Annotated in this window: 18 protein-coding genes; 9 read left to right on the top strand and 9 right to left on the bottom strand. The window is 68.7% G+C overall.

Annotated features, from left to right (window positions below; genetic code table 11):
• Positions 1-2 precede the first annotated feature (2 nt).
• Both A7U43_RS10295 and A7U43_RS10290 read right to left on the bottom strand, forming a co-directional pair.
• Complete coding sequence (locus A7U43_RS10295; protein WP_067994376.1) at positions 3-2615, bottom strand: AAA family ATPase; 2613 nt, start codon at positions 2613-2615, stop codon at positions 3-5.
• Complete coding sequence (locus tag A7U43_RS10290) at positions 2612-3781, bottom strand: metallophosphoesterase family protein (protein ID WP_067994374.1); 1170 nt, start codon at positions 3779-3781, stop codon at positions 2612-2614. Before A7U43_RS10290 ends, A7U43_RS10295 begins: the two co-directional genes overlap by 4 nt.
• A gap of 115 nt (positions 3782-3896) precedes the next feature.
• On the opposite strand from A7U43_RS10290, the gene A7U43_RS10285 reads away from it, so the two are divergent.
• Positions 3897-4397 (top strand): SixA phosphatase family protein, encoded by a 501-nt coding sequence (locus A7U43_RS10285; protein ID WP_197500046.1) that lies wholly within the window; start codon positions 3897-3899, stop codon positions 4395-4397.
• Positions 4398-4416: 19 nt separating this feature from the next.
• Here A7U43_RS10285 and A7U43_RS10280 read toward each other — a convergent pair whose 3' ends face one another.
• Both A7U43_RS10280 and A7U43_RS10275 read right to left on the bottom strand, forming a co-directional pair.
• Positions 4417-4962 carry a DUF3558 domain-containing protein gene (locus A7U43_RS10280; RefSeq protein ID WP_197499992.1) on the bottom strand — a complete coding sequence of 182 codons (546 nt, stop codon included), beginning with the start codon at positions 4960-4962 and terminating at the stop codon, positions 4417-4419.
• Between the two features lie 11 nt (positions 4963-4973).
• Positions 4974-5570 (bottom strand): DUF3558 domain-containing protein, encoded by a 597-nt coding sequence (locus tag A7U43_RS10275; RefSeq protein ID WP_418287692.1) that lies wholly within the window; start codon positions 5568-5570, stop codon positions 4974-4976.
• A gap of 104 nt (positions 5571-5674) precedes the next feature.
• On the opposite strand from A7U43_RS10275, the gene A7U43_RS10270 reads away from it, so the two are divergent.
• The 3 genes from A7U43_RS10270 (at position 5675) to A7U43_RS10260 (ending at position 11544) form a co-directional block, all read left to right on the top strand.
• Positions 5675-7396: an ABC transporter ATP-binding protein gene (locus A7U43_RS10270; RefSeq protein WP_067994360.1), complete on the top strand. Its 1722-nt coding sequence runs from the start codon at positions 5675-5677 to the stop codon at positions 7394-7396.
• Positions 7393-9273 carry an ABC transporter ATP-binding protein gene (locus A7U43_RS10265; protein WP_067994356.1) on the top strand — a complete coding sequence of 627 codons (1881 nt, stop codon included), beginning with the start codon at positions 7393-7395 and terminating at the stop codon, positions 9271-9273. Before A7U43_RS10270 ends, A7U43_RS10265 begins: the two co-directional genes overlap by 4 nt.
• Positions 9274-9348: 75 nt before the next feature.
• On the top strand, positions 9349-11544 hold the full coding sequence (locus A7U43_RS10260) for a molybdopterin-containing oxidoreductase family protein (RefSeq protein ID WP_067994353.1): 2196 nt from the start codon (positions 9349-9351) through the stop codon (positions 11542-11544).
• 21 nt (positions 11545-11565) lie between these two features.
• On the opposite strand, the gene A7U43_RS10255 is transcribed toward A7U43_RS10260, so the two are convergent.
• Both A7U43_RS10255 and A7U43_RS10250 read right to left on the bottom strand, forming a co-directional pair.
• Positions 11566-12099: a hypothetical protein gene (locus A7U43_RS10255; RefSeq protein ID WP_418287691.1), complete on the bottom strand. Its 534-nt coding sequence runs from the start codon at positions 12097-12099 to the stop codon at positions 11566-11568.
• A 70-nt stretch (positions 12100-12169) separates the two neighbouring features.
• Positions 12170-12373, bottom strand: coding sequence for a hypothetical protein (locus tag A7U43_RS10250; protein WP_067994347.1), 204 nt, complete (start codon positions 12371-12373; stop codon positions 12170-12172).
• Positions 12374-12439: 66 nt separating this feature from the next.
• Between A7U43_RS10250 and A7U43_RS10245 the strand changes: the two genes are divergently transcribed.
• Entirely contained in the window at positions 12440-13315 is an 876-nt protein-coding gene (locus tag A7U43_RS10245) for an AIM24 family protein (protein WP_067994344.1), read from the top strand.
• 3 nt (positions 13316-13318) lie between these two features.
• On the opposite strand, the gene A7U43_RS10240 is transcribed toward A7U43_RS10245, so the two are convergent.
• Positions 13319-13948 (bottom strand): DUF305 domain-containing protein, encoded by a 630-nt coding sequence (locus tag A7U43_RS10240; protein ID WP_067994341.1) that lies wholly within the window; start codon positions 13946-13948, stop codon positions 13319-13321.
• Between the two features lie 61 nt (positions 13949-14009).
• Between A7U43_RS10240 and A7U43_RS10235 the strand changes: the two genes are divergently transcribed.
• Together A7U43_RS10235 and A7U43_RS10230 are read left to right on the top strand one after the other, a co-directional pair.
• Positions 14010-14219, top strand: coding sequence for a cation transporter (locus A7U43_RS10235; protein WP_067994337.1), 210 nt, complete (start codon positions 14010-14012; stop codon positions 14217-14219).
• 42 nt (positions 14220-14261) lie between these two features.
• Positions 14262-16451, top strand: coding sequence for a heavy metal translocating P-type ATPase (locus tag A7U43_RS10230; RefSeq protein WP_231963616.1), 2190 nt, complete (start codon positions 14262-14264; stop codon positions 16449-16451).
• Here the strand turns inward: A7U43_RS10230 and A7U43_RS10225 are convergent.
• A complete protein-coding gene (locus A7U43_RS10225; RefSeq protein ID WP_067994331.1) occupies positions 16443-17564 on the bottom strand; it encodes an adenylate/guanylate cyclase domain-containing protein in 1122 nt (373 codons plus the stop codon). The two genes, A7U43_RS10230 and A7U43_RS10225, sit on opposite strands and share 9 nt — an antisense overlap.
• A gap of 39 nt (positions 17565-17603) precedes the next feature.
• Here A7U43_RS10225 and A7U43_RS10220 point away from each other — a divergent pair, with 39 nt between their 5' ends.
• A complete protein-coding gene (locus tag A7U43_RS10220) occupies positions 17604-18095 on the top strand; it encodes a DNA-deoxyinosine glycosylase (protein ID WP_068002367.1) in 492 nt (163 codons plus the stop codon).
• Here the strand turns inward: A7U43_RS10220 and A7U43_RS10215 are convergent.
• On the bottom strand, positions 18092-18373 hold the full coding sequence (locus A7U43_RS10215) for a hypothetical protein (RefSeq protein WP_082902078.1): 282 nt from the start codon (positions 18371-18373) through the stop codon (positions 18092-18094). The two genes, A7U43_RS10220 and A7U43_RS10215, sit on opposite strands and share 4 nt — an antisense overlap.
• A 40-nt stretch (positions 18374-18413) precedes the next feature.
• On the opposite strand from A7U43_RS10215, the gene A7U43_RS10210 reads away from it, so the two are divergent.
• The gene (locus A7U43_RS10210; protein WP_067994326.1) at positions 18414-18851 is read left to right on the top strand and encodes an HIT family protein; all 438 of its coding nucleotides are present in this window, start codon (positions 18414-18416) and stop codon (positions 18849-18851) included.
• Positions 18852-18855: the final 4 nt, after the last annotated feature.

Genomic DNA, 18855 nt, shown 5'->3' with positions numbered 1-18855 from the left:
GCTCACGCGGTCAGCTCGATCAGCCGCGCATCGGCGATGCCGGCATACCGATCCGGACTGCAGGTCAGCACGATGACCTGGCCGTCTCCGCCCACCGAGTCGAACACGGCGGACATCCGGGTGAGACGGTCCGGATCGGTGAAGCCCAGCGCATCGTCGATGACGACGGGCACGGTGTCCTCCTTGGCCACCAGCGATGCACACGCCAGCCGCGCCACGATGCCGATCTGCTCCTTCGCCCCGCCCGACAGCGACTCGTACCCGACGGTGCGGCCGTCCAACGTACGGCTGCGAATGGTCAGGTCGGTGCCGATATCGACCTCGAAATCGGCGCCGAACACGATGCGACCCAACCGTTCGATCTCGCCACGGAACGGCTCCACATATCGCCGGCGTGCGGATTCGCGATGGCGCAGTAGCACCGTGCGCAACGTCTGCGCGGCCCGGGCCCGCCGCTCGATCCTCAGATATTCACCGTGGGCGTGCTCGCGTTCGGTGTGGGCGGCATCCAGGGTGCCCTTACGCCCCTGCGTCCCGTAGAGCTTGAGCGTGGCGGTGAGCTCGGTGAGCGCGGTGGCGGTGGCCTCCCGCTCACGCACCGCCTCCCGCAGGACGCGGGTCGCCGCGTCGAGCTCGGCGGCGACCGTCTCCGGCTGGGCGGCGGCGAGTTCGGCGTCCAACCGGATGACCTCGGCGCCGGAGCGGGCGACCTTCTCGGCATCCGCTTCGGCTGCCAGGGCAAGCTGGTCATCGGTGGCGGCGCGCCGCTCGGTGGCCAGCCGTTCGGTGGCGGCCTGCAACTCGGCCTGCGCGGTGCCCAATTTCTCCCGCAGTACACCGGCGGTGACCGCGGCCTCATGACAGGCGGTGACCGCGGCCGCCGCCGACGCGCGCTGCGCGTCGGCGCGCTCCGTGGCAACTCGGTGCGCCGCGCGAGCGGTCATGAGCGCGGCCCGAGCGGTCTCGGTGTTCCCGGCGATATCGGGTTGGCCGGCAATCAGTTCCGCATGTCGGGCCCGCAGCTGATCGACGGTCTCGTCACCGGTGAGCGCCGCGACGGTGGCCTGCAACCGGTGCTGCGCGGATTGCAGGTCGCGGCGCCGGGCATCCTTGGCACGGGCCTCTTCGACGCTCTGCACCCCCGCCCGGCGCACCGCATCGGCGAGGACCTCCCCGGCGGCGGTCAGCGCGGCATGCGTCTCGGCGGCGTCTGCTCCCGGGACAACGCGTGCGCGCAACACCCCGGGCAGCTCGATATCGGTGGGCGTGCCCAGGACCGCCGTCCAATCCTGCCCCGCCCTCAGCTCGACGGTCCGCTCCCCGACCTGCACCCGCGTATCGGCCAGTGCGACGAGTTCGACACGCGCCGAAGCGAGTTCAGCCTGGTCGGCCGCGCGCTGCACGGCCCGCGCGGCGACCTCGATCTCGGCCATCAGCGCATCGCTCATGGTGTTCCCGAACAGCTCGCGGTCGATCTCGGCGAGTTCGGCGCGGGCGACGTCCAGTTTGACCAGTTGGCTGGTGATCCGGTCGGCCTCGTCGCGGGCGACGAGGTGAGCCAGGTCGGTACGCGCGGCATCGACCGCGACCGCGGCGGCATCCGCCACGGCGCGCGCCTGCTCGGCGGCGGCCTCGGCGGCCTCGGCGGCCTGCTGGGCGGCCGCGTGTGTCTGCGCGGATTCGGCGGCCACCGCGATGAGTTCCGCTGCAGACCTGGATCGTTCGTCGATCGCGGCGCGCAGCCGGCGGCGCTCGTTGACCGCCGCGCTCGACGCGGTATGGGTGGCGGTCGCGGCATCGGCGAGCACCCGGGCGGTGTCACGTTCCCGGGTGAGCTCCGCCACGGCAGCGGCTGCCTGTCGCGCCGCACTCACGCGCTCCTCGGTGGCCTCCACCCGCTCGGTGGCCGCGGCCAGCTGGGTCGTCAGCGCGGCGTGCCGCAGCACGGCCTGCTCGACATCGGCGACCGCCGCGGCACTGCGCGCCACCTCGTCATAGGCGGCGCGCAACCGGGCGGTGGCCGCCGCCCAGGCCCCGGTCGGGCGTCCGGTCGCGGTGAAGTACGTCAGGTACTCGGCCTCGATCCGGTCCACCAGCAGCGGATCGGCATCACCGGCAGCGCCGTCGGAGGATCCGGCCGCGACGTCGAGTGCCCGCGACAGTGCGTCGCAACCGGACAGATCCACCGGCGCGGTGGCCGAGGACTGCAGCACCCGCTGCGCCTCCCACAACGCGGTGTCCACCGTCTCGGACAGGATCGCCAACACCCGGTCGTGTGCCTCGTCGCCGGTGAGTTGCGCGCGGGTCGGAGCCAGCAAGGTCAGTTCGGTCTCGGCGCGTTTGTGGAAGCGCTTGCGATACACGAAACGGTAAGGACCGGTGGAGATTTCGGCAAGAACTTCCGCGCCCACGTCCGCATGGGTGGGTTTGACCGACTTCACTTCCTTCTTGGTGGAGCGGTCCTTGACGGTCAGCAGCAGATCCAGCGCCTCGATCATCGACGACTTACCGATCTCGTTGGCGCCGCTGATCACCACCACCCCGCTGTCGGGGAACTCGATATCGCGGTGGGCCACCCCGCGGAAGTTGGTCAGAACCAGCCGATGCAGTTTCACGCGACGTTGCCCTCCAGGTGACCACCCGACAACCGCAGCAACAGGGCGAGCGCCGAACGGGCATCCTCGGCCTCCGCGCCGTCGGCACGGGCGGCCTCGACGAGTTCCTGCACAGCGCCGGCAGCGAATCCACCGATCGACAGGTCGTCGAATTCCCCGTCGGCAGGCAGCACCACGATGTCGGAGTGCCGCTCCCACAATCGCAGGGACGCGAACACCCGCGCATACCGGTCCAGGCAGGCGTCCAATTTGGCCTTGTCGGTGACGGTCAGCGATCCGGTGAGCACCAATTGCACGACGGTGCGTTCCTTGTCCGGCAGCTGGTCCAGATTGACGTCGAGGCCGGCGATGTCGCGGTCGTCGTCGACATCGTGTCGCAGAGTGAGGAAACGCCAGCGCCCGACCCGGCGCGCGGACACCTGCACCGGGTGCGCAGGGTCGGCCTCTTCGATGTCGACGACCAGGACGTGCCCCGGGTCGGTCTCGATATCGTCGTAATTGGTGACCTCCGGGGAACCGGAATACCAGACCCTGCCGGTGCGGCCGACCTCGGTGCGGGAGTGCCTGTCCCCCAATGCCACATAGTGCAGGGCGCCGCGGTCGAGGCTCGCTTCCAAGCCGGCCAACCGGATCAGCGAAGGCTTCGACGGGTCGGGATCCAGAACGTCCACCCCGCCGTGCGCGACCAGGATGCGCACCGTGCCGTCGGCGGGCAGGTCGGCCGTCACCGCGGCGGCCAGATCGGTGGTCGGTGACTTGGAACGCCATGGTGCCGCGATGATCTCGAGTCCCGGGCGCACCTCGAAAGCGCCATCGCGGTTCAACACCATGACATTGTCCGGGCATTCGTCGCCGAACAACGTGCTGGTGTACACCGACCCGGCGTCGAGTTGATCATGGTTGCCCGGCAACAGATACACCGGCACCGTGATGGCCCGCATGGCCTCCAGCGCCAGGCTCACCTCACGCGGCGCCAACTGGTTGTCCTCGAAGACGTCACCGGCGACGACGACGAACTCGGCACCCACCTCGGCGGCCAGCGCGCCCAGGCCCGACACCGCTTCCCGCCGCGCGGCCGCGTAGCGCGACTGCGCCTCGCCGCCACCGGCGCTGAGGAAGTGCCGGGTCATCCCGAGCTGCCAGTCGGCGGTGTGCAGAAAGCGCATCTCGGCACTCCTTTTCGGTTCGGTCATCGGTGGTTCGTCGCGAGCGTCCGCTGTTTGTGCAGAGTTTAGGTCCGGTGTCCGACAAGTCCCGGGACGCGCGTCGGCATGGCCTAGCCTGATTGAGATGAGAACGCTTCTGCTACTGCGTCATGCCAAGTCGGACTACCCGGCCGGGGTCGGCGACCACGACCGTCCGTTGGCTGCGCGCGGTATCCGGGAGGCCGGGCTCGCCGGAGACTGGTTGCGCGCCGCCGCACCGCCCGTCGACGCCGTGCTGTGTTCCACCGCCACCCGCACCCGGCAGACCCTGGAGCGGACCGGGATCGACGCGCCGGTGCGCTTCGTCGACCGGATCTATGACGCCACGCCGGGCATCGTCCTCACCGAGATCAACGGCGTCGCCGACGACGTCGGCACGTTGCTGGTGATCGGGCATGAGCCGGTGATGTCAGGGCTGGCGCTCGGGCTGGCCGACGACAGCAGCGATGCCGGCGTGCTCGCCGAGATCGAGTCGAAGTATCCGACCTCGGCGCTCGCGCTGCTGCGGGTGCCGACGACGTGGCAGGCCCTCGAATTGGGCGGCGCCCAGCTGGCCGGGTTCCACATCCCCCGGTAGCTAGGAGATCCCCCGGTAGCTAGGAGTTGGTGGCGAGCGTCAGCTCCATCAGCTTGATCGCCATCGCGCAGGCGTCGATGCCGGGCGCCTGCGGATTCACCCACCAGCCGACGACACCGCTGGCGTCGCTGGCCACCCCGCACGCACCGTTGGCGGCCGGGTTGCGCATCACGATCGACTGCACCCCGGCGACCCGGCGATCCTCGATCGGGAAGTTCATCGCCTGTGCGGCCTGGCGTTCGTTCTCCAGGTCACCGAGCTCGAACCAGAACCGGGTGATATCGATCAGGCCGCCCGGGTTGGCGGCCTGCCAGCGGCACACCGCGCCGACGAAGGTGCTCTGGATGTCCAGTGGATCGGCGCCCACCGTCTCGGCCAGGATGTCCTCGGTCAGGACATCACATTCCTTGAGCAGGTTGGGGTAGGTCTTCTCGGAGTCGTTGTTGCGCGGCCCGGCTCCGGCCTTGACCGCCGAGCCGTCGACCGCACGGGAGCAGCCCTGCACGCCGATCACCATGGTCAACGCGGCCAGCAGCGCTATCAGCACGGTCAGCGGACGTGTCATGGCGCGGCCCATCATTTGGCGTTCACAATCGACTGGCGGGTGAGTTCCTTGGCGACCTCACACGCATCCGGGTAGGGCTTCTGGGCGAAGCTGACCGACCATTCGATGAAGTCGTCGTCGAACTGGATGCCGATCTCGCACAGGCTGGGTCCGAGCACCAGGTCCTCACCGATGGCGATGAACCCGTCGTGCCCCTCGATGTTGATGTCCTCCACGCTGGCGCGGGACAGTTCCTCGGTCTTGCGTTCCCGCCCGATCGGGCTACCCCGGAAGTGGGTGAAGGAGAAGTGCGGGCCGACGATGCCGCCCCCGGCCAGCCACTGGCAGCCCACCGAGGTGCGGGCGGTGTTCACCAATCCGGGCACCTCGGTCAACTGCGAGATGGTCTGGTCGGTGATGCCGCCGCATTCCGGGAAGTCCGGGCCGTGCTGGGCCGCGGGTGCGGACTCGGTGCTCGGTGGTACCGACGGGGAGCCCGGGTCCTCCGGGCCGGAGGAGCAGGCGGCCACCACGGGGAGCACCGCAGCGGCGGCTACCAGCATCTTCGCGGCACGGGTGAGCCTGCCTTGAGGAATCGGATGGCCGCTTCTGGGGGTCACGACATGCACTGTAGCGGCCACCCGGCACGGAACCGTTGACATACCGACTGACCTGCAATTTCGTGTCCCGGTCCGACACCGGTGTCGGCAGGCGGGTATGCGACAGTAGCCAGATGCTGCTCGCCCTGCTGCGCCGCCACGTGCGGCCCTACCGCGGCTTGCTCTCAGCGGTCGCGGGCCTGCAGGTGATCAGCACGCTGGCCTCGCTGTACCTGCCGACGATCAACGCCGCCATCATCGACGAGGGTGTCGCCGTCGGCGACACCGCGCGCATCACCCACCTCGGGCTGGTGATGCTGGCGGTGACGGCGCTGCAAGTGGTGTGCGCCGTCGGGGCGGTGTTCTTCGGGTCGCGGGCCAGCATGGGGTTCGGCCGCGATCTGCGGGCCGCGATGTTCTCCCATGTGCTCGGGTTCTCGGCGGCCGAGACCGCCCGGTTCGGGACGCCGACACTGCTGACCCGGACGACCAATGACGTCCAGCAGATCCAGCTGCTGGTGCAGATGACGTCCACCATGCTCATCACCGCGCCCATCATGGGCCTGGGCGGTATCGCGATGGCCATCCACCAGGACGCCGGGCTGTCCTGGCTGCTGGTCATCAGCGTGCCGATCCTGGCGCTGGCCAACGGTTGGCTGGTCTCGCGGTTGATGCCGATCTTCCGCACCATGCAGCGCGTCATCGACAACATCAACCGGGTGATGCGCGAACAACTCTCCGGGATGCGGGTGATCCGGGCGTTCGCGCGCGAACCGCTGGAACGCAGCCGGTTCGACGAGGCCAACCGGGCGCTCACCGACACCGCGCTGGCCGCCGGGCGCTGGCAGGCACTGATGCTGCCGGCCACGACGCTGGTGATCAACCTCTCCAGTGTCGCGCTCATCTGGTTCGGCGGTCAGCGCATCGACGCCGGCCAGATGCAGGTGGGGTCGCTGATCGCGTTCCTGGCCTATTTCATGCAGATCCTCTACGCCGTGTTGCTGGCGACCTTCCTGGTGGTGCTGCTGCCCCGCGCATCGGCGTGCGCTGAACGGATCACCGAGGTGCTGTCCACCGCACCGGAGATCACCGCGCCGCCGAATCCGGCGCCCGCTCCGGCGACCGGGTCAGTGCGCGTGGAGCGCGCCGACTTCCGCTACCCCGGTGCCGATCGCGCTGTGGTCCAGGATGTTTCGTTCACCGCCGTGCCCGGCACCGTCACCGCGATCGTCGGCAGCACCGGCTCGGGGAAGTCGACGCTGATATCGCTGATCGGCCGGCTCTACGATGTGACCGCGGGTTCGATCCGCGTCGACGGAGTCGACGTGCGTGAATTCGATCCCGAAGATCTCTGGGCCACCATAGGTTTGGTCCCTCAACGTGGTTACCTGTTTTCCGGCACGGTGGCCGACAACCTGCGCTACGGCAACGCGTCGGCCACCGAGGACGACATGTGGGACGCGCTGCGGGTGGCCGCGGCCGACGACTTCGTGCGTGCCGACCCGGACGGTCTGCAGATGCGCGTCGCGCAGAGCGGGGTCAACTTCTCCGGCGGTCAGCGCCAGCGACTGGCCATCGCCCGCGCGGTGGTCCGGCGACCGGCGGTCTACCTGTTCGACGATGCCTTCTCGGCACTGGACGTGCACACCGATGCCAGGGTGCGCGCCGCACTGCGCGAGGTGTCGTCCACGGCGACGGTAATCATCGTGTCGCAGCGGATCTCGACGGTGGCACAGGCCGATCAGGTGATCGTGTTGGACGACGGCAGGGTGGTCGGCACCGGCACGCATGACACGCTGCTCAAGGAATGTCCGACCTATGCGCAGTTCGCGGACTCTCAGACGGTGCGCGCATGACCCGGCCGCTGCGCGCCGAACCGCCGGCGACGCGCTCCCGCGATATGCGGGGCTCGGCGGTGCGGCTGCTGAAACGGCTGGCCCCGCAACGCCGTCTGACCGTACTGGTGATCGCGCTCGCCGTCGGTGGTATCGCGATCGGTGTCATCGGACCGCGTATCCTCGGCCATGCCACCGACCTGTTGTTCAACGGTGTCATCGGACGTGAGTTGCCTGCCGGGCTGAGCAAGGACCAGGCCGTCGAGGCGGCCCGGGCGCGCGGTGAAGACACCTTCGCCGATCTGCTCTCCGGGATGAATGTGGTCCCGGGCCGCGGTGTCGACTTCACCGCCGTCGCGCACACCCTGCTGCTGGCGCTGGGCCTGTATCTGATTGGCGCGCTGCTGGTCTGGTGCCAGGCCCGGATCCTCAACGTGGTGGTGCAACGCACCATGGCGGCGATGCGCACCGAGATCGAGCACAAGGTGCACCGGCTGCCGCTGTCCTACGTCGACGGCCGGCAGCGCGGCGAACTGCTCAGCCGCGTCACCAACGACGTCGACAATGTGCAGTCGTCGCTGGCCATGACGATCAGCCAGCTGCTCACCTCGGTGGTGACGGTGCTGGCCGTGCTGGTGGCGATGCTGACGATCTCACCGCTGCTGGCCTTGATCGCGGTGTTGACCGTGCCGCTGTCACTGCTGGCCACCCGCGCCATCGCCCGGCGCTCGCAGAAGCAGTTCGTGGCGCAATGGACCAACACCGGTCGCCTCAACGCCCATATCGAGGAAACCTACAGCGGTTTCACCGTCGTGAAGACCTACGGTCACCGGGCCGCGGCCGCCGAGAAGTTCAGCGATCTCAACGGCGAGGTGTACCGGGCCGGCCTGGGCGCGCAGTTCCTGTCCGGCCTGGTCTCACCGGCCACCACGTTCATCGGCAACCTCAGCTACGTGGCGGTCGCGGTGGTCGGCGGGATCCAGGTTGCGACCGGCCAGATCACCCTGGGCAGCATCCAGGCCTTCATCCAGTACGTCCGCCAGTTCAATCAGCCGCTGACCCAGGTCGCGGCGATGTACAACTCGCTGCAGTCCGGGATCGCCAGTGCCGAACGCATCTTCGATCTGCTCGACGCCCCGGAGGAGTCGGCGGAGCCCGTCGCCGCTGCACGCACCGCCGGGGCGGGCCGCGTCGCCTTCGAGCACGTCTCGTTCGGCTACCGACCCGGCACCCCGGTGATCGAGGATCTGTCGCTGATCGCCGAGCCCGGCTCCACGGTGGCCATCGTCGGCCCGACCGGCGCGGGCAAGACCACGCTGGTGAACCTGCTGATGCGCTTCTACGACATCGATGCGGGACGGATCATGATCGACGGGGTGGACATCGCCGCGCTGCCCCGCCAGGCGCTGCGGGCACGGATCGGGATGGTACTGCAGGACACCTGGCTGTTCGGCGGCACCATCTACGACAACATCGCCTACGGCCGCCCCGCCGCCACCCGCGAGGAGGTGTACGAGGCCGCCCGCACCGCGCACGTCGAGCGGTTCGTGCAGACCCTGCCCGACGGGTATGACACCCGGGTCGGCGACGACGGTGGCGCGATCAGCGCCGGAGAAAAACAACTGATCACCATCGCACGCGCGGTTCTGGCCCAACCTCAACTACTGATCCTCGACGAGGCGACCAGCTCGGTGGACACCCGCACCGAACTGCTGATCCAACAGGCGATGGCCGAACTACGGCGGGACCGAACCAGTTTCATCATCGCGCACCGGCTCTCGACGATCCGTGACGCGGATCAGATCCTGGTGATGGAGTCCGGCCGGATCGTGGAGCGCGGCACCCACACCGAACTGCTGGCGCGCCACGGTGAGTATTGGGCCATGGCCAGGGCGTGACTGGACCGGCCATCAAGCGGTCTGCTCAATTCCAATCCCCGGACAGCGCCGGAACCCGTTGGGCAGTATGCAGATATGGCCGGTCCCCAATCCACGACGACCGTGCACACCTTCTGCCGGTACTGCCTGGCCTCGTGCGGTGTGGAGGTCACCGTGGCGGACAACCGGGTCCGCAAGATCGCCGCGGACAAACTGAACCCGCACAGCCGGCACGATTTCTGCGCGAAGGGCCGCACCGCGGCAGAGGTGGTCGAGCATCCGCGCCGCATCGTGGCACCGATGCGGCGGGTCGGCGACCGCTACGTCGAGGCCTCGTGGGACGAGGCATTGCGCGATATCGCCGACCGGATGAACCGTGTGATCGACGCCGACGGACCGGACGCGGTGGGCGCCTACTACGGCAACCCGGCCGGCTACTCGTCATCGAACCTGGTGTTCATGAACGGCTGGTTGGACGCGATCGGCACCCACAACCGCTATGCCGTCGGGTCGGTGGACCAGAATGCCGTGCACGTGGTCGCGCAGGCGATGTACGGATCGCCCCTGATGGTGCCGGTCTCCGATATCGACAACTGCGACTTATTCCTGCTGGTCGGCGCGAACCCGGCTGTCAGCGCCTGGAATTGGCTGGAATCCGTGCCCGACGGGTGGCGCCGCGCACTGGACCGTCAGCGGCGCGGCGCGCGGATCGTGGTGGTCGACCCGGTGCGTACCGAGTCCGCTGACAAGGCCGACACCCATCTGGCCGTGCTTCCGGGCCAGGACTGGGCGCTGCTACTAGCGATGGTCAAGGTCATCCTGGACGCTCGCCTGGAGCATGCCGGTGACTGTGCCGACCTGGCCACCGGGATGCCGGAGATCCGCGCGCTGGTGGCCTCGTGCGATGTCGACGATCTGGCCGACCGCTGCGATATCGATCGCGATGAGATCGAGCAATTGGCGCGAGATTTCGCCACCGCACCCGGCGCGATGGCGATCACCCGGACGGGCGTGTCCCTGCAGGAGACGGGGACCGTCGCCGAATGGTTGGGCCACGTGCTCAATGTCATCACCGGACGGATGGATCGGCCCGGGGGCCGCCGGTTCGAACCCGGTTACGTCGACACGCTGCGACTGGCCGGCCTGGCCGAGACCGCACCACACCGCAGCCGGGTCGCCGGCCGCGAGATGGTGGCCGGCGCGCACGCACTGGCCGAACTGCCCGGTGAAATCCTGACACCCGGTCCCGGCCGGATCCGCGCGCTGGTGATCAACTCCGGGAACCCGGTGATATCGGGCCCCGACGGTGCTCGACTCGATGCCGCCCTGCAACGGCTGGATCTGTTGGTGGCCATCGATTTCGTGCAACGCGAGAGCCATCGGCATGCACACTGGCTGCTGCCCGCGGTGCACTGGCTGGAGCGCGAGGACCTGCTGGCGTTCACCAGCAGCATGCACGACGAGCCGTTCGTCCAGTTCGGCGCGCGGGCCGTCGTCCCCCCGCCGCAGGCGCGCGAGGAGTGGCGGATCTTCGTCGACCTGGCGCTGGCCATGAAGCGTCCGCTGTTCGGTGCACGCGGCCTCAACGGTGTCATCCGGTTCTCGCGGCGCGTCGCCGCCCTCACTCGGCGCCCGGCCCTCGCATTCGGTCCGCATTGGATCAACCGGTTGATGATCCTGACATCGCGGAAGGTCAACGGCCACAAGCTGAAATGGCGCGATCTGCACGACAACCCGCACGGCCTGGTGCTGGGTCCGCGCGAGTACGGGCATTTCCGGGCAGCGCTGCGGACACCGGACAGGAGGGTGCACGTGGCACCGACCGAATTCGTCGCGCGCACCCGCGAACTGCTGGCCGACGCGGGCCCGGGACTCACCCCGGAGTTCCCTTTCCTGCTGGGTAATCGACGCAACCGCCACGCGATGAACTCGTGGCTCAACGAACTTCCCGGCCTGCATCCGTCGGGGAAGCGCAATGTGGTGTTCGTCCATCCCGACGACGCGGCCGCACTCGGCATCGGCGATGGCGACACCGTGCGGGTGACATCGGCGATCGGCTCGGTGGACATCATCGCGGCACTGTCGGACCGGCCCCGCCGCGGCCTGGTGGTGATGGAACACGGTTGGGGTTCCCGCGTTTTCGACCCGCGCTCCGGCGCGGCGCCGCAGACCTACGGCGTCAACCGCAATCTACTGGTCGACGGTGCAGCGCTGGATCCGTTGTCGCAGACCTCGGCGCTGGGCGGTACCCGCGTCAAACTCGAGCGAGTTCGGCGTGATCGGGTGCGGTGAGCGCAGCCGATCACGCCGAAATCACTGCGGGTTGGGCCCCTCGGCGCGCACGTCGTCGACCGCCGTCATCGCCTCACGTAACCTGGCCAGCCACTCCTCGGTGTGCTCGCCGACCAGTTTCACCGACCACGCCAGGGCGTCGGAGCGGGACCGGGCGACACCGGCGTCGACCAGCGTGTCCAGCACCTGGCGCTCCGGCTGTTTGAGTCTGGTCATCACGGGCACGGCGATATGGGTGAACAACGTGCGCTCACCTCCGGCCTGCACACCCCAGGAGACCTTGCGGCCGAACCGGTCCTGGGCCTCGTCGGCGATGCGCATGCGTTCCCCGCGGGTCTCTTCGCGGAACTTCGCCACCCGGCCGGACGCCCGGGCGGCGCTCTGCTCGCCGTCGGTGTCGGGCAACTGCCCGATCACCGTGATTTCTTCGCGATCGACCACGACGGTCGGATCACCGGCGAACCAGTCGTCGGGCAGGCGCCCGGCAAACCATTCCGCGGCGTCGGTGACGGCGTCGGCCGAGCCGCGCCGCCCGTGTTGATGGTGTCTCATGATTACATCATTACACCGTAACATGGCTGGGTGAGCCGCGTTCGCACACGGCGAAACCCGGAATCACCGCCGGCTACCGCTTCTTGAGCGCTACCACACCGCCGCCGAGCACGAGCGCCACCAACAACAGTCCCGCCCACGCGGCGCCGGCCAGCCACCAGACCGCGGCCACCGCGATGATCGCCGGGGAGGCGAGGAACAGCACCATGCCCGGATGCTCTTTGACTACTGCCAGCGCGCTCTTGGCCCGCACGCGATCGATCTCGTCACCTGCCATACATCAGAGAATGCCAGCCTAGAGTGATCCTGTACGCGTGGAATCGACCGAGAAGAGGAGTGCACGGTGAGTGGTCAATGGTTGCGAGATCCCGAGGGCCGCTTCGAGTACCGCTGGTATGACGGCCAGAACTGGACCGATCAGGTTTCCCACCAGGGGCAGGTGCACACCGCGCCGCTCGGCGCACCGCCTGCGCCGGCCGCCCACCAGCACGAACCTCAGGGTGCACCCCCGGTCCCTGCGGCCCAGGCGCCGACACCGCAGGGCGACGGGTTCACCGGTATCAGCGGCGACCTGATCGACGGGCGATTCAGCGAGAAGGAGTCCAAGGCGATCGCCCTGCAGAACGAGCGGCTGCTGCGGGTACGCCTCGGCGAACCGTTCATGGCGCGGCAGGGTTCGATGGTCGCCTACCAGGGCAACGTGGACTTTGCCTTCGAGGGCGGTGGCGCCGGGAAGTTCCTGAAGAAGGCACTGACCGGCGAGGGCCTGCCGCTGATGCGCTGCCAGGGCCAGGGCGACGTCTTCCTCGCCGAACAGGCCAACTACGTGCACCTGCTGCAGCTGACCAACTCCGGCCTGTCCATCAGCGGCAAGAATGTGCTGGCCTTCGCGGCGAGCCTGGACTGGAACATCGAGCGAGTGAAGGGCGGCAGCATCGCCACCGGCGGACTGTTCAACACCACCTTGCGGGGTAGCGGGTGGGTGGCGTTGACCACCGACGGACCGCCGGTGGTGCTCAATGCCGCCGAGGCGCCGACATTCGCCGACACCAATGCGGTGGTGGCATGGTCGGCGAACCTGCAGACCCAGCTCAAGACGAGCTTCAAGGCGGGCGCGCTGATCGGTCGCGGGTCCGGCGAGGCGGTGCAGGTCGCCTTCCACGGCCAGGGATTCGTGATCGTGCAGCCCTCGGAGGGCATCACCTACCCGGTGCAGTAGCGCCTAGAGCGAGTCCAGAATCGACTTCATCTCGTCGATCTCGTGCTGCTGACTGTCGATAATGGCCCGCGCCATGGTCTTCGCCGGCTCGAACCGACCGCCGTCGATCACGCTCTGCGCCATGGTGATCGCACCCTCGTGGTGACCGATCATCTGGTCCAGGAACAGTCTGGTGGCTTCGGGGCCGGGCGCTGCCTTCAGCTTCTCGATATCGGCGGGCGCCACCATCCCTTCCATCGAGCCGTGGTCCATCGCCGGCATCGGCGGATTACCCCAGCTGGTCAGCCAGCCCTGCATCTGCTCGATCTCGGGAGCCTGCGCGGCCTTGATCTCCTTGGCGAGTTCGATCACGCGTGGATCGACATCATCCTTGGCCAGCAGGATGTCGGTCATCTCCACTGCCTGGCTGTGGTGCGGGATCATGTGCTGGGCGAACATGACGTCCTCGCCGTTGTGCGCCGACGAGCCCTCGGCGCCCGGTCCAGGATCGGCACCGCTGCCACTGTGACTGGTCCCGTGGTCATGCTCGGTGTGACCGTCCCCGCTGGTCTGAGCCGGTTGATCGGTACAGCCGGCCAGCAGCAGTGCGGCGGCCGCGGCTGTCGCGATCGCCTTCGCCGGTGTGCGCATCATGTGCCCATCCTCGCAGAACGGGGCTATTTACCCATACCCCCTACCGGTATATCATGGCGGCATGAGCATCGTTCTTGAGGTCCACGGTATGAGCTGCGGCCACTGCGTGTCGGCAATCACCGCCGCGGTCAGCCCCTTGGCCGGGGTGAGCGCCGTCGATGTCGATCTGGCCGGCGCCACGGTGACCGTCGCCGGCACCGACGATGTCGCCGCCGTCACCGCCGCGATCCAGGACAGCGGGTACGACGTGGGTTCCGCGCAGTCGGCATAGGGAGGCGATCACGTGAGCACCCTCACGCTCGACGTCGGCGGGATGACCTGCGCGTCCTGCGCGGCGCGAATCGAGAAGCGACTCAACCGCATCGACGGTGTCCAGGCCAGCGTCAACTTCGCGACCGAGCAGGCCCGCGTCGAGTTCCCGGACACCGTCTCCACCGAGGACCTGGTGGCGGCCGTCGAGGCCACCGGTTACACCGCGGCACTGCCCCGCGAAACCGACACGGCAACCATCGGATCCGACGAACCCGACGAGTCGGCGCCGTGGCGTCAGCGACTGCTGATCGCGGCGGCGTTGACGCTACCCGTCGTGGCGCTGTCGATGGTGCCGATGCTGCAGTTCACCAACTGGCAGTGGCTGGCGTTCACGCTGGCCTCGCCGGTGGTGGTCTGGGGGGCCTGGCCGTTCCACCGGGCCGCGTGGACGAACCTGCGCCACGGTGCGGCCACCATGGACACCCTCATCTCGGTGGGGGTGATCGCCGCCTACGCGTGGTCGGTGTGGGCGCTGTTCTTCACCCACGCCGGGATGCCCGGGATGACGATGCCGTTCGAACTGATCTCCACCAGCTCAGAACCGCACCTCTACCTGGAAGTCGCCGCGGCGGTGACGACCTTCCTGCTCGCCGGACGCTACTTCGAGGCGCGCGCCAAACGGCGCTCCGGTGCGGCGCTGCGGGCATTGCTGCACATGGGAGCCAAGGATGTCGCGGTGCTCCGTGACACCGGTGCCGAAATCCGCATTCCCATCGACCAACTCGCCGTGGGCGACATCTTCGTGGTGCGCCCCGGCGAGAAGATCGCGACCGACGGAGTCATCACCGCGGGCACCTCCGCAGTCGATGCCTCGATGCTGACCGGGGAGCCGGTGCCGGTCGAAGTGACCGAGGGCGACAACGTCATCGGCGCCACGGTGAACGCGGGCGGACGCCTGGAGGTCCGCGCGACCCACATCGGCGCCGACACCCAGCTCGCGCAGATGGCCCGGCTGGTATCGGAGGCCCAGAGCGGCAAAGCGGAGGTACAGCGCCTCGCCGACCGGGTCTCGGCGGTCTTCGTGCCGATCGTGATGGTGCTGTCGCTGCTGACGCTGTTGGGCTGGTTGGCATTCGGTGCGGGAACGGTTGCTGCCGCGTTCACCGCCGCGGTCGCCGTCCTGATCATCGCGTGCCCGTGCGCCCTGGGGCTGGCCACTCCCACCGCGCTGCTGGTCGGCACAGGCCGGGGCGCACAGCTCGGCATCCTGATCAAGGGCCCGCAGGTGCTGGAGTCGACCCGGCGGGTCGACACCGTGGTGCTCGACAAGACCGGGACCGTGACGACCGGACGCATGTCGGTGGTCGACGTGCACGTCGCCGACGGCGATAATCCGGACGAGGTTCTCCGCTGGGTCGGCGCCCTGGAGAACGGCTCGGAGCATCCGATCGCCCGCGCCATCGCAGCCCATGCCGGCGCGCGCGGAACGCTACCGGCGGTCACCGATTTCGAGAATCACGGCGGACTCGGCGTGAGCGGCGTGGTGGACGGAGCAGCCACCGCGGCAGGACGGGCGAGCTGGTTGCGTGACGACTGGTCGTTGACCCCGCCCGCCGCACTGGAACACGCGGCCGACGCGGCCGCCGAACGTGGGCACACGCCGATCTGGTTCGCCGCCGACGGGCGGATCCGAGCCGTGGTCGTGGTCGCCGACACCATCAAGGACGATGCCGCCGAAGCCGTTTCGGGGTTCCGGAAGCTCGGGCTGACACCGGTGCTGCTGACCGGTGACAACCGGCGCGCCGCCGAATCGGTGGCCGCCACACTGGGTATCGAGCGGGTGGTGGCAGACGTGCTGCCGGCGGGCAAGGTCGACGAGATCACCCGCCTGCAGTCCGAGGGCCGCGTGGTCGCGATGGTCGGCGACGGTGTCAATGACGCTGCGGCACTGGCACAGGCCGATCTCGGCCTGGCGATGGGCACCGGCACCGACGTGGCCATCGAAGCCTCGGATCTCACGTTGGTGCGCGGGGACCTGCGCGCCGCCGTCGATGCCATCCGGCTGTCCCGGGCCACCCTGCGCACCATCAAGGGAAATCTGTTCTGGGCGTTCGCCTATAACATCGCCGCCCTGCCACTGGCGGCCGTGGGCTTGCTCAACCCGCTGATCGCCGGCGCCGCCATGGCCTTCAGCTCGGTCTTCGTGGTGAGCAACAGCCTGCGGCTGCGCCGGTTCCGCTCGTCACACTGACACCGAACGGCGGGCCCGGAACACCTTCACATCGTCCTTGATGTTCTTCAGCCGCTTCGCGCCGGCGAACGACCATTCGACACCGGCCGCGTCGCCCACCGCCTCGCGCACCGCCTCGGTCACCAGCAGCGCACCCGGGCGGGCCGCACCGGTGACCCGGCTGGCCAGATTGACCGGGCTGCCGAACCAGTCACCGGCACGGCTGACCGCCATCCCCGACGCCAAACCCACCCGCAGCCTGGGGAACTCGTCGTCGACGGTGGCGGCGTCCAGCAGCGCCAGCATCGCGGTCAGCAGCGGGACCGGGTCGGGACTGACCAGCATGACCGCGTCGCCGATCGACTTGACGAAACGCACCGGCGGGGCCACCACCTCATGGGTGTACTCCACGAGACGATTCGCCAGACCTTCGAGTTCCTCGGGCGGCACCGCCTCCCCCAGCCGGGTGAAACCCACCAGATCCGCGAACGCCACCGTCACCGGGCGGGCACCCGGCAGCGGCAGGCCCTCGGCCCGCTCCCCCGCCGTCACCGCTTCGGTTTCCATCGTGCGCCGCAACTCCAGGCGCAACATGTCCTGGATCATCGGGCCGAGCAGCGGGCCCACGTGCCGCAGCAGCGCTTCGGAGGACATCGCCACCTCGAGCTCGGTGACGCCCGGCGCCATCACCGCCGACATCGAGGTGAACCGCATCGCCTCCGCGGTCTTGGACAAGCCGTCGGCCAGCGCCCGCACCACCAGCACCAGGTTGTCGGGGTCAATACCCGCATCGACGAAATATTTTGCGTACTTGGCAATTTCGCCATCAACGCGCAGGTGCACGCGTTCGTCGGGATCATCGGCCGTGGGCAGCCCGAGCACCCGCTGGATGCGGAGCAACAACTCGAGATCGATCCCGGTGTGCTCGCAGATCTCGCGTGCCGAGACGTAGTCGCCGTCGTCGCCGAGCATGCGGCGCGAGGCCAACAGCACCGGCGCGTAGGACTCCCGGATCTGCTGGACGGTCACCCCGTGCTCGAGCAGCCACGGTATGAGCTCGGCGCGCTCGGCCCTGGCCGCACCCTCCAGCCCGTCGAGCAACCCGGATGACTCGATGTCGAAGTCCGCACCCACGTGGCCAACCTATACCGGCGCCAGGCATCATCTCCGGTGATGGGTGAACTACTGCACGGGCTCGCTCCGCTCACCGGAGCCGCGCCGCGCACGCTGATCCTGGGCAACATGCCGAGCGTGATGTCCCTGGCCTCCGCGCAGTACTACGGCAACCCGCGCAACGCGTTCTGGCCGATCACCGCGGAGATCTTCGGATTCGACGCGGCGGCGCCCTACGACCGGCGGGTCGCCGCACTCACCGGGCACGGCGTCGCGGTGTGGGATGTGCTGCGGTGCTGTCGCCGCACCGGCAGCCTGGACGCCGCGGTCGAGCGGGACAGCATGGTGCCCAACGATTTCGGCGCGTTCGTCCGAGATCATCCCCGGATCGGCCTGGTGGTGTTCAACGGAGCCGCCGCCGAGACCAACTACCGCAGACTCGTGCGCAGCGCACCCATGATCCCGAGCCTGCGGCTGCCCTCGACGAGCCCGGCGCACACCATGCGGTTCGCCGACAAACTCACGCTGTGGCGCGCAGCGTTGACCCGTTAGGTCAGCCGCTCGACGGTGTCCTTGGCCTCGCGCAACCCCATTCCGGTCTCGTCACGCAGCAGCTTGATGGCCGCGATGGTGTGGCCCTGGATGGCCAGCTGCCGGACCATCTCGCTGACCCCGGACTGCGGCGCGACCAGCTCCGACCCCGAGGACTCGGTGAGTTCGCCGACCGGCCGGTGTCCGCCGTCGAGAGCCCGTTCCAGCGCGGCGACGCGGCGCTCCAGCATCTCGACCCGGCGCGCCAGATCGCCCTCCGAACTGCCGAACAGACCCATGGCCGAACTGTAGAGGACGCTCGCCGACTACGGTGGCGGGATGTCCTGCGTGTTCTGCGCCATCGTCGCCGGTGACGCCCCCGCCATACGGATCCACGAGGACGAGGACCTGCTGGCCATCCTCGATATCCGGCCGTTCACCCGGGGGCACACCCTGGTGTTCCCCAAACGACACGCGGTGGATCTCACCGACACCGCACCGGACACCGTGGCGGCAATGGCGGTGCTCGGCCAGCGCATCGCGCGGGCAGCCCGGGTGTCCGGTCTGCATGCCGACGGCAACAACATCGTCATCAACGACGGCAAGGCCGCCTTTCAGAGCGTGTTCCACATTCATCTGCACGTGGTGCCCCGGCGCAACGGCGACAAGCTGTCCTTCGCCAAGGGCGTGCTGGTGCGCCGCGACACCGATCGGGAAGAATCCGGCCGGCTGTTGCGGACGGCGCTGGCGCAACTCGGCGAAGCCGCGCAGGATTGAGCGG

Source organism: Mycobacterium adipatum, assembly GCF_001644575.1.
GTDB classification, from domain to species: domain Bacteria; phylum Actinomycetota; class Actinomycetes; order Mycobacteriales; family Mycobacteriaceae; genus Mycobacterium; species Mycobacterium adipatum.
The sequence above is the reverse complement of the archived record's forward strand: the minus strand, read 5'-3'. Positions and strand labels throughout refer to the sequence as shown.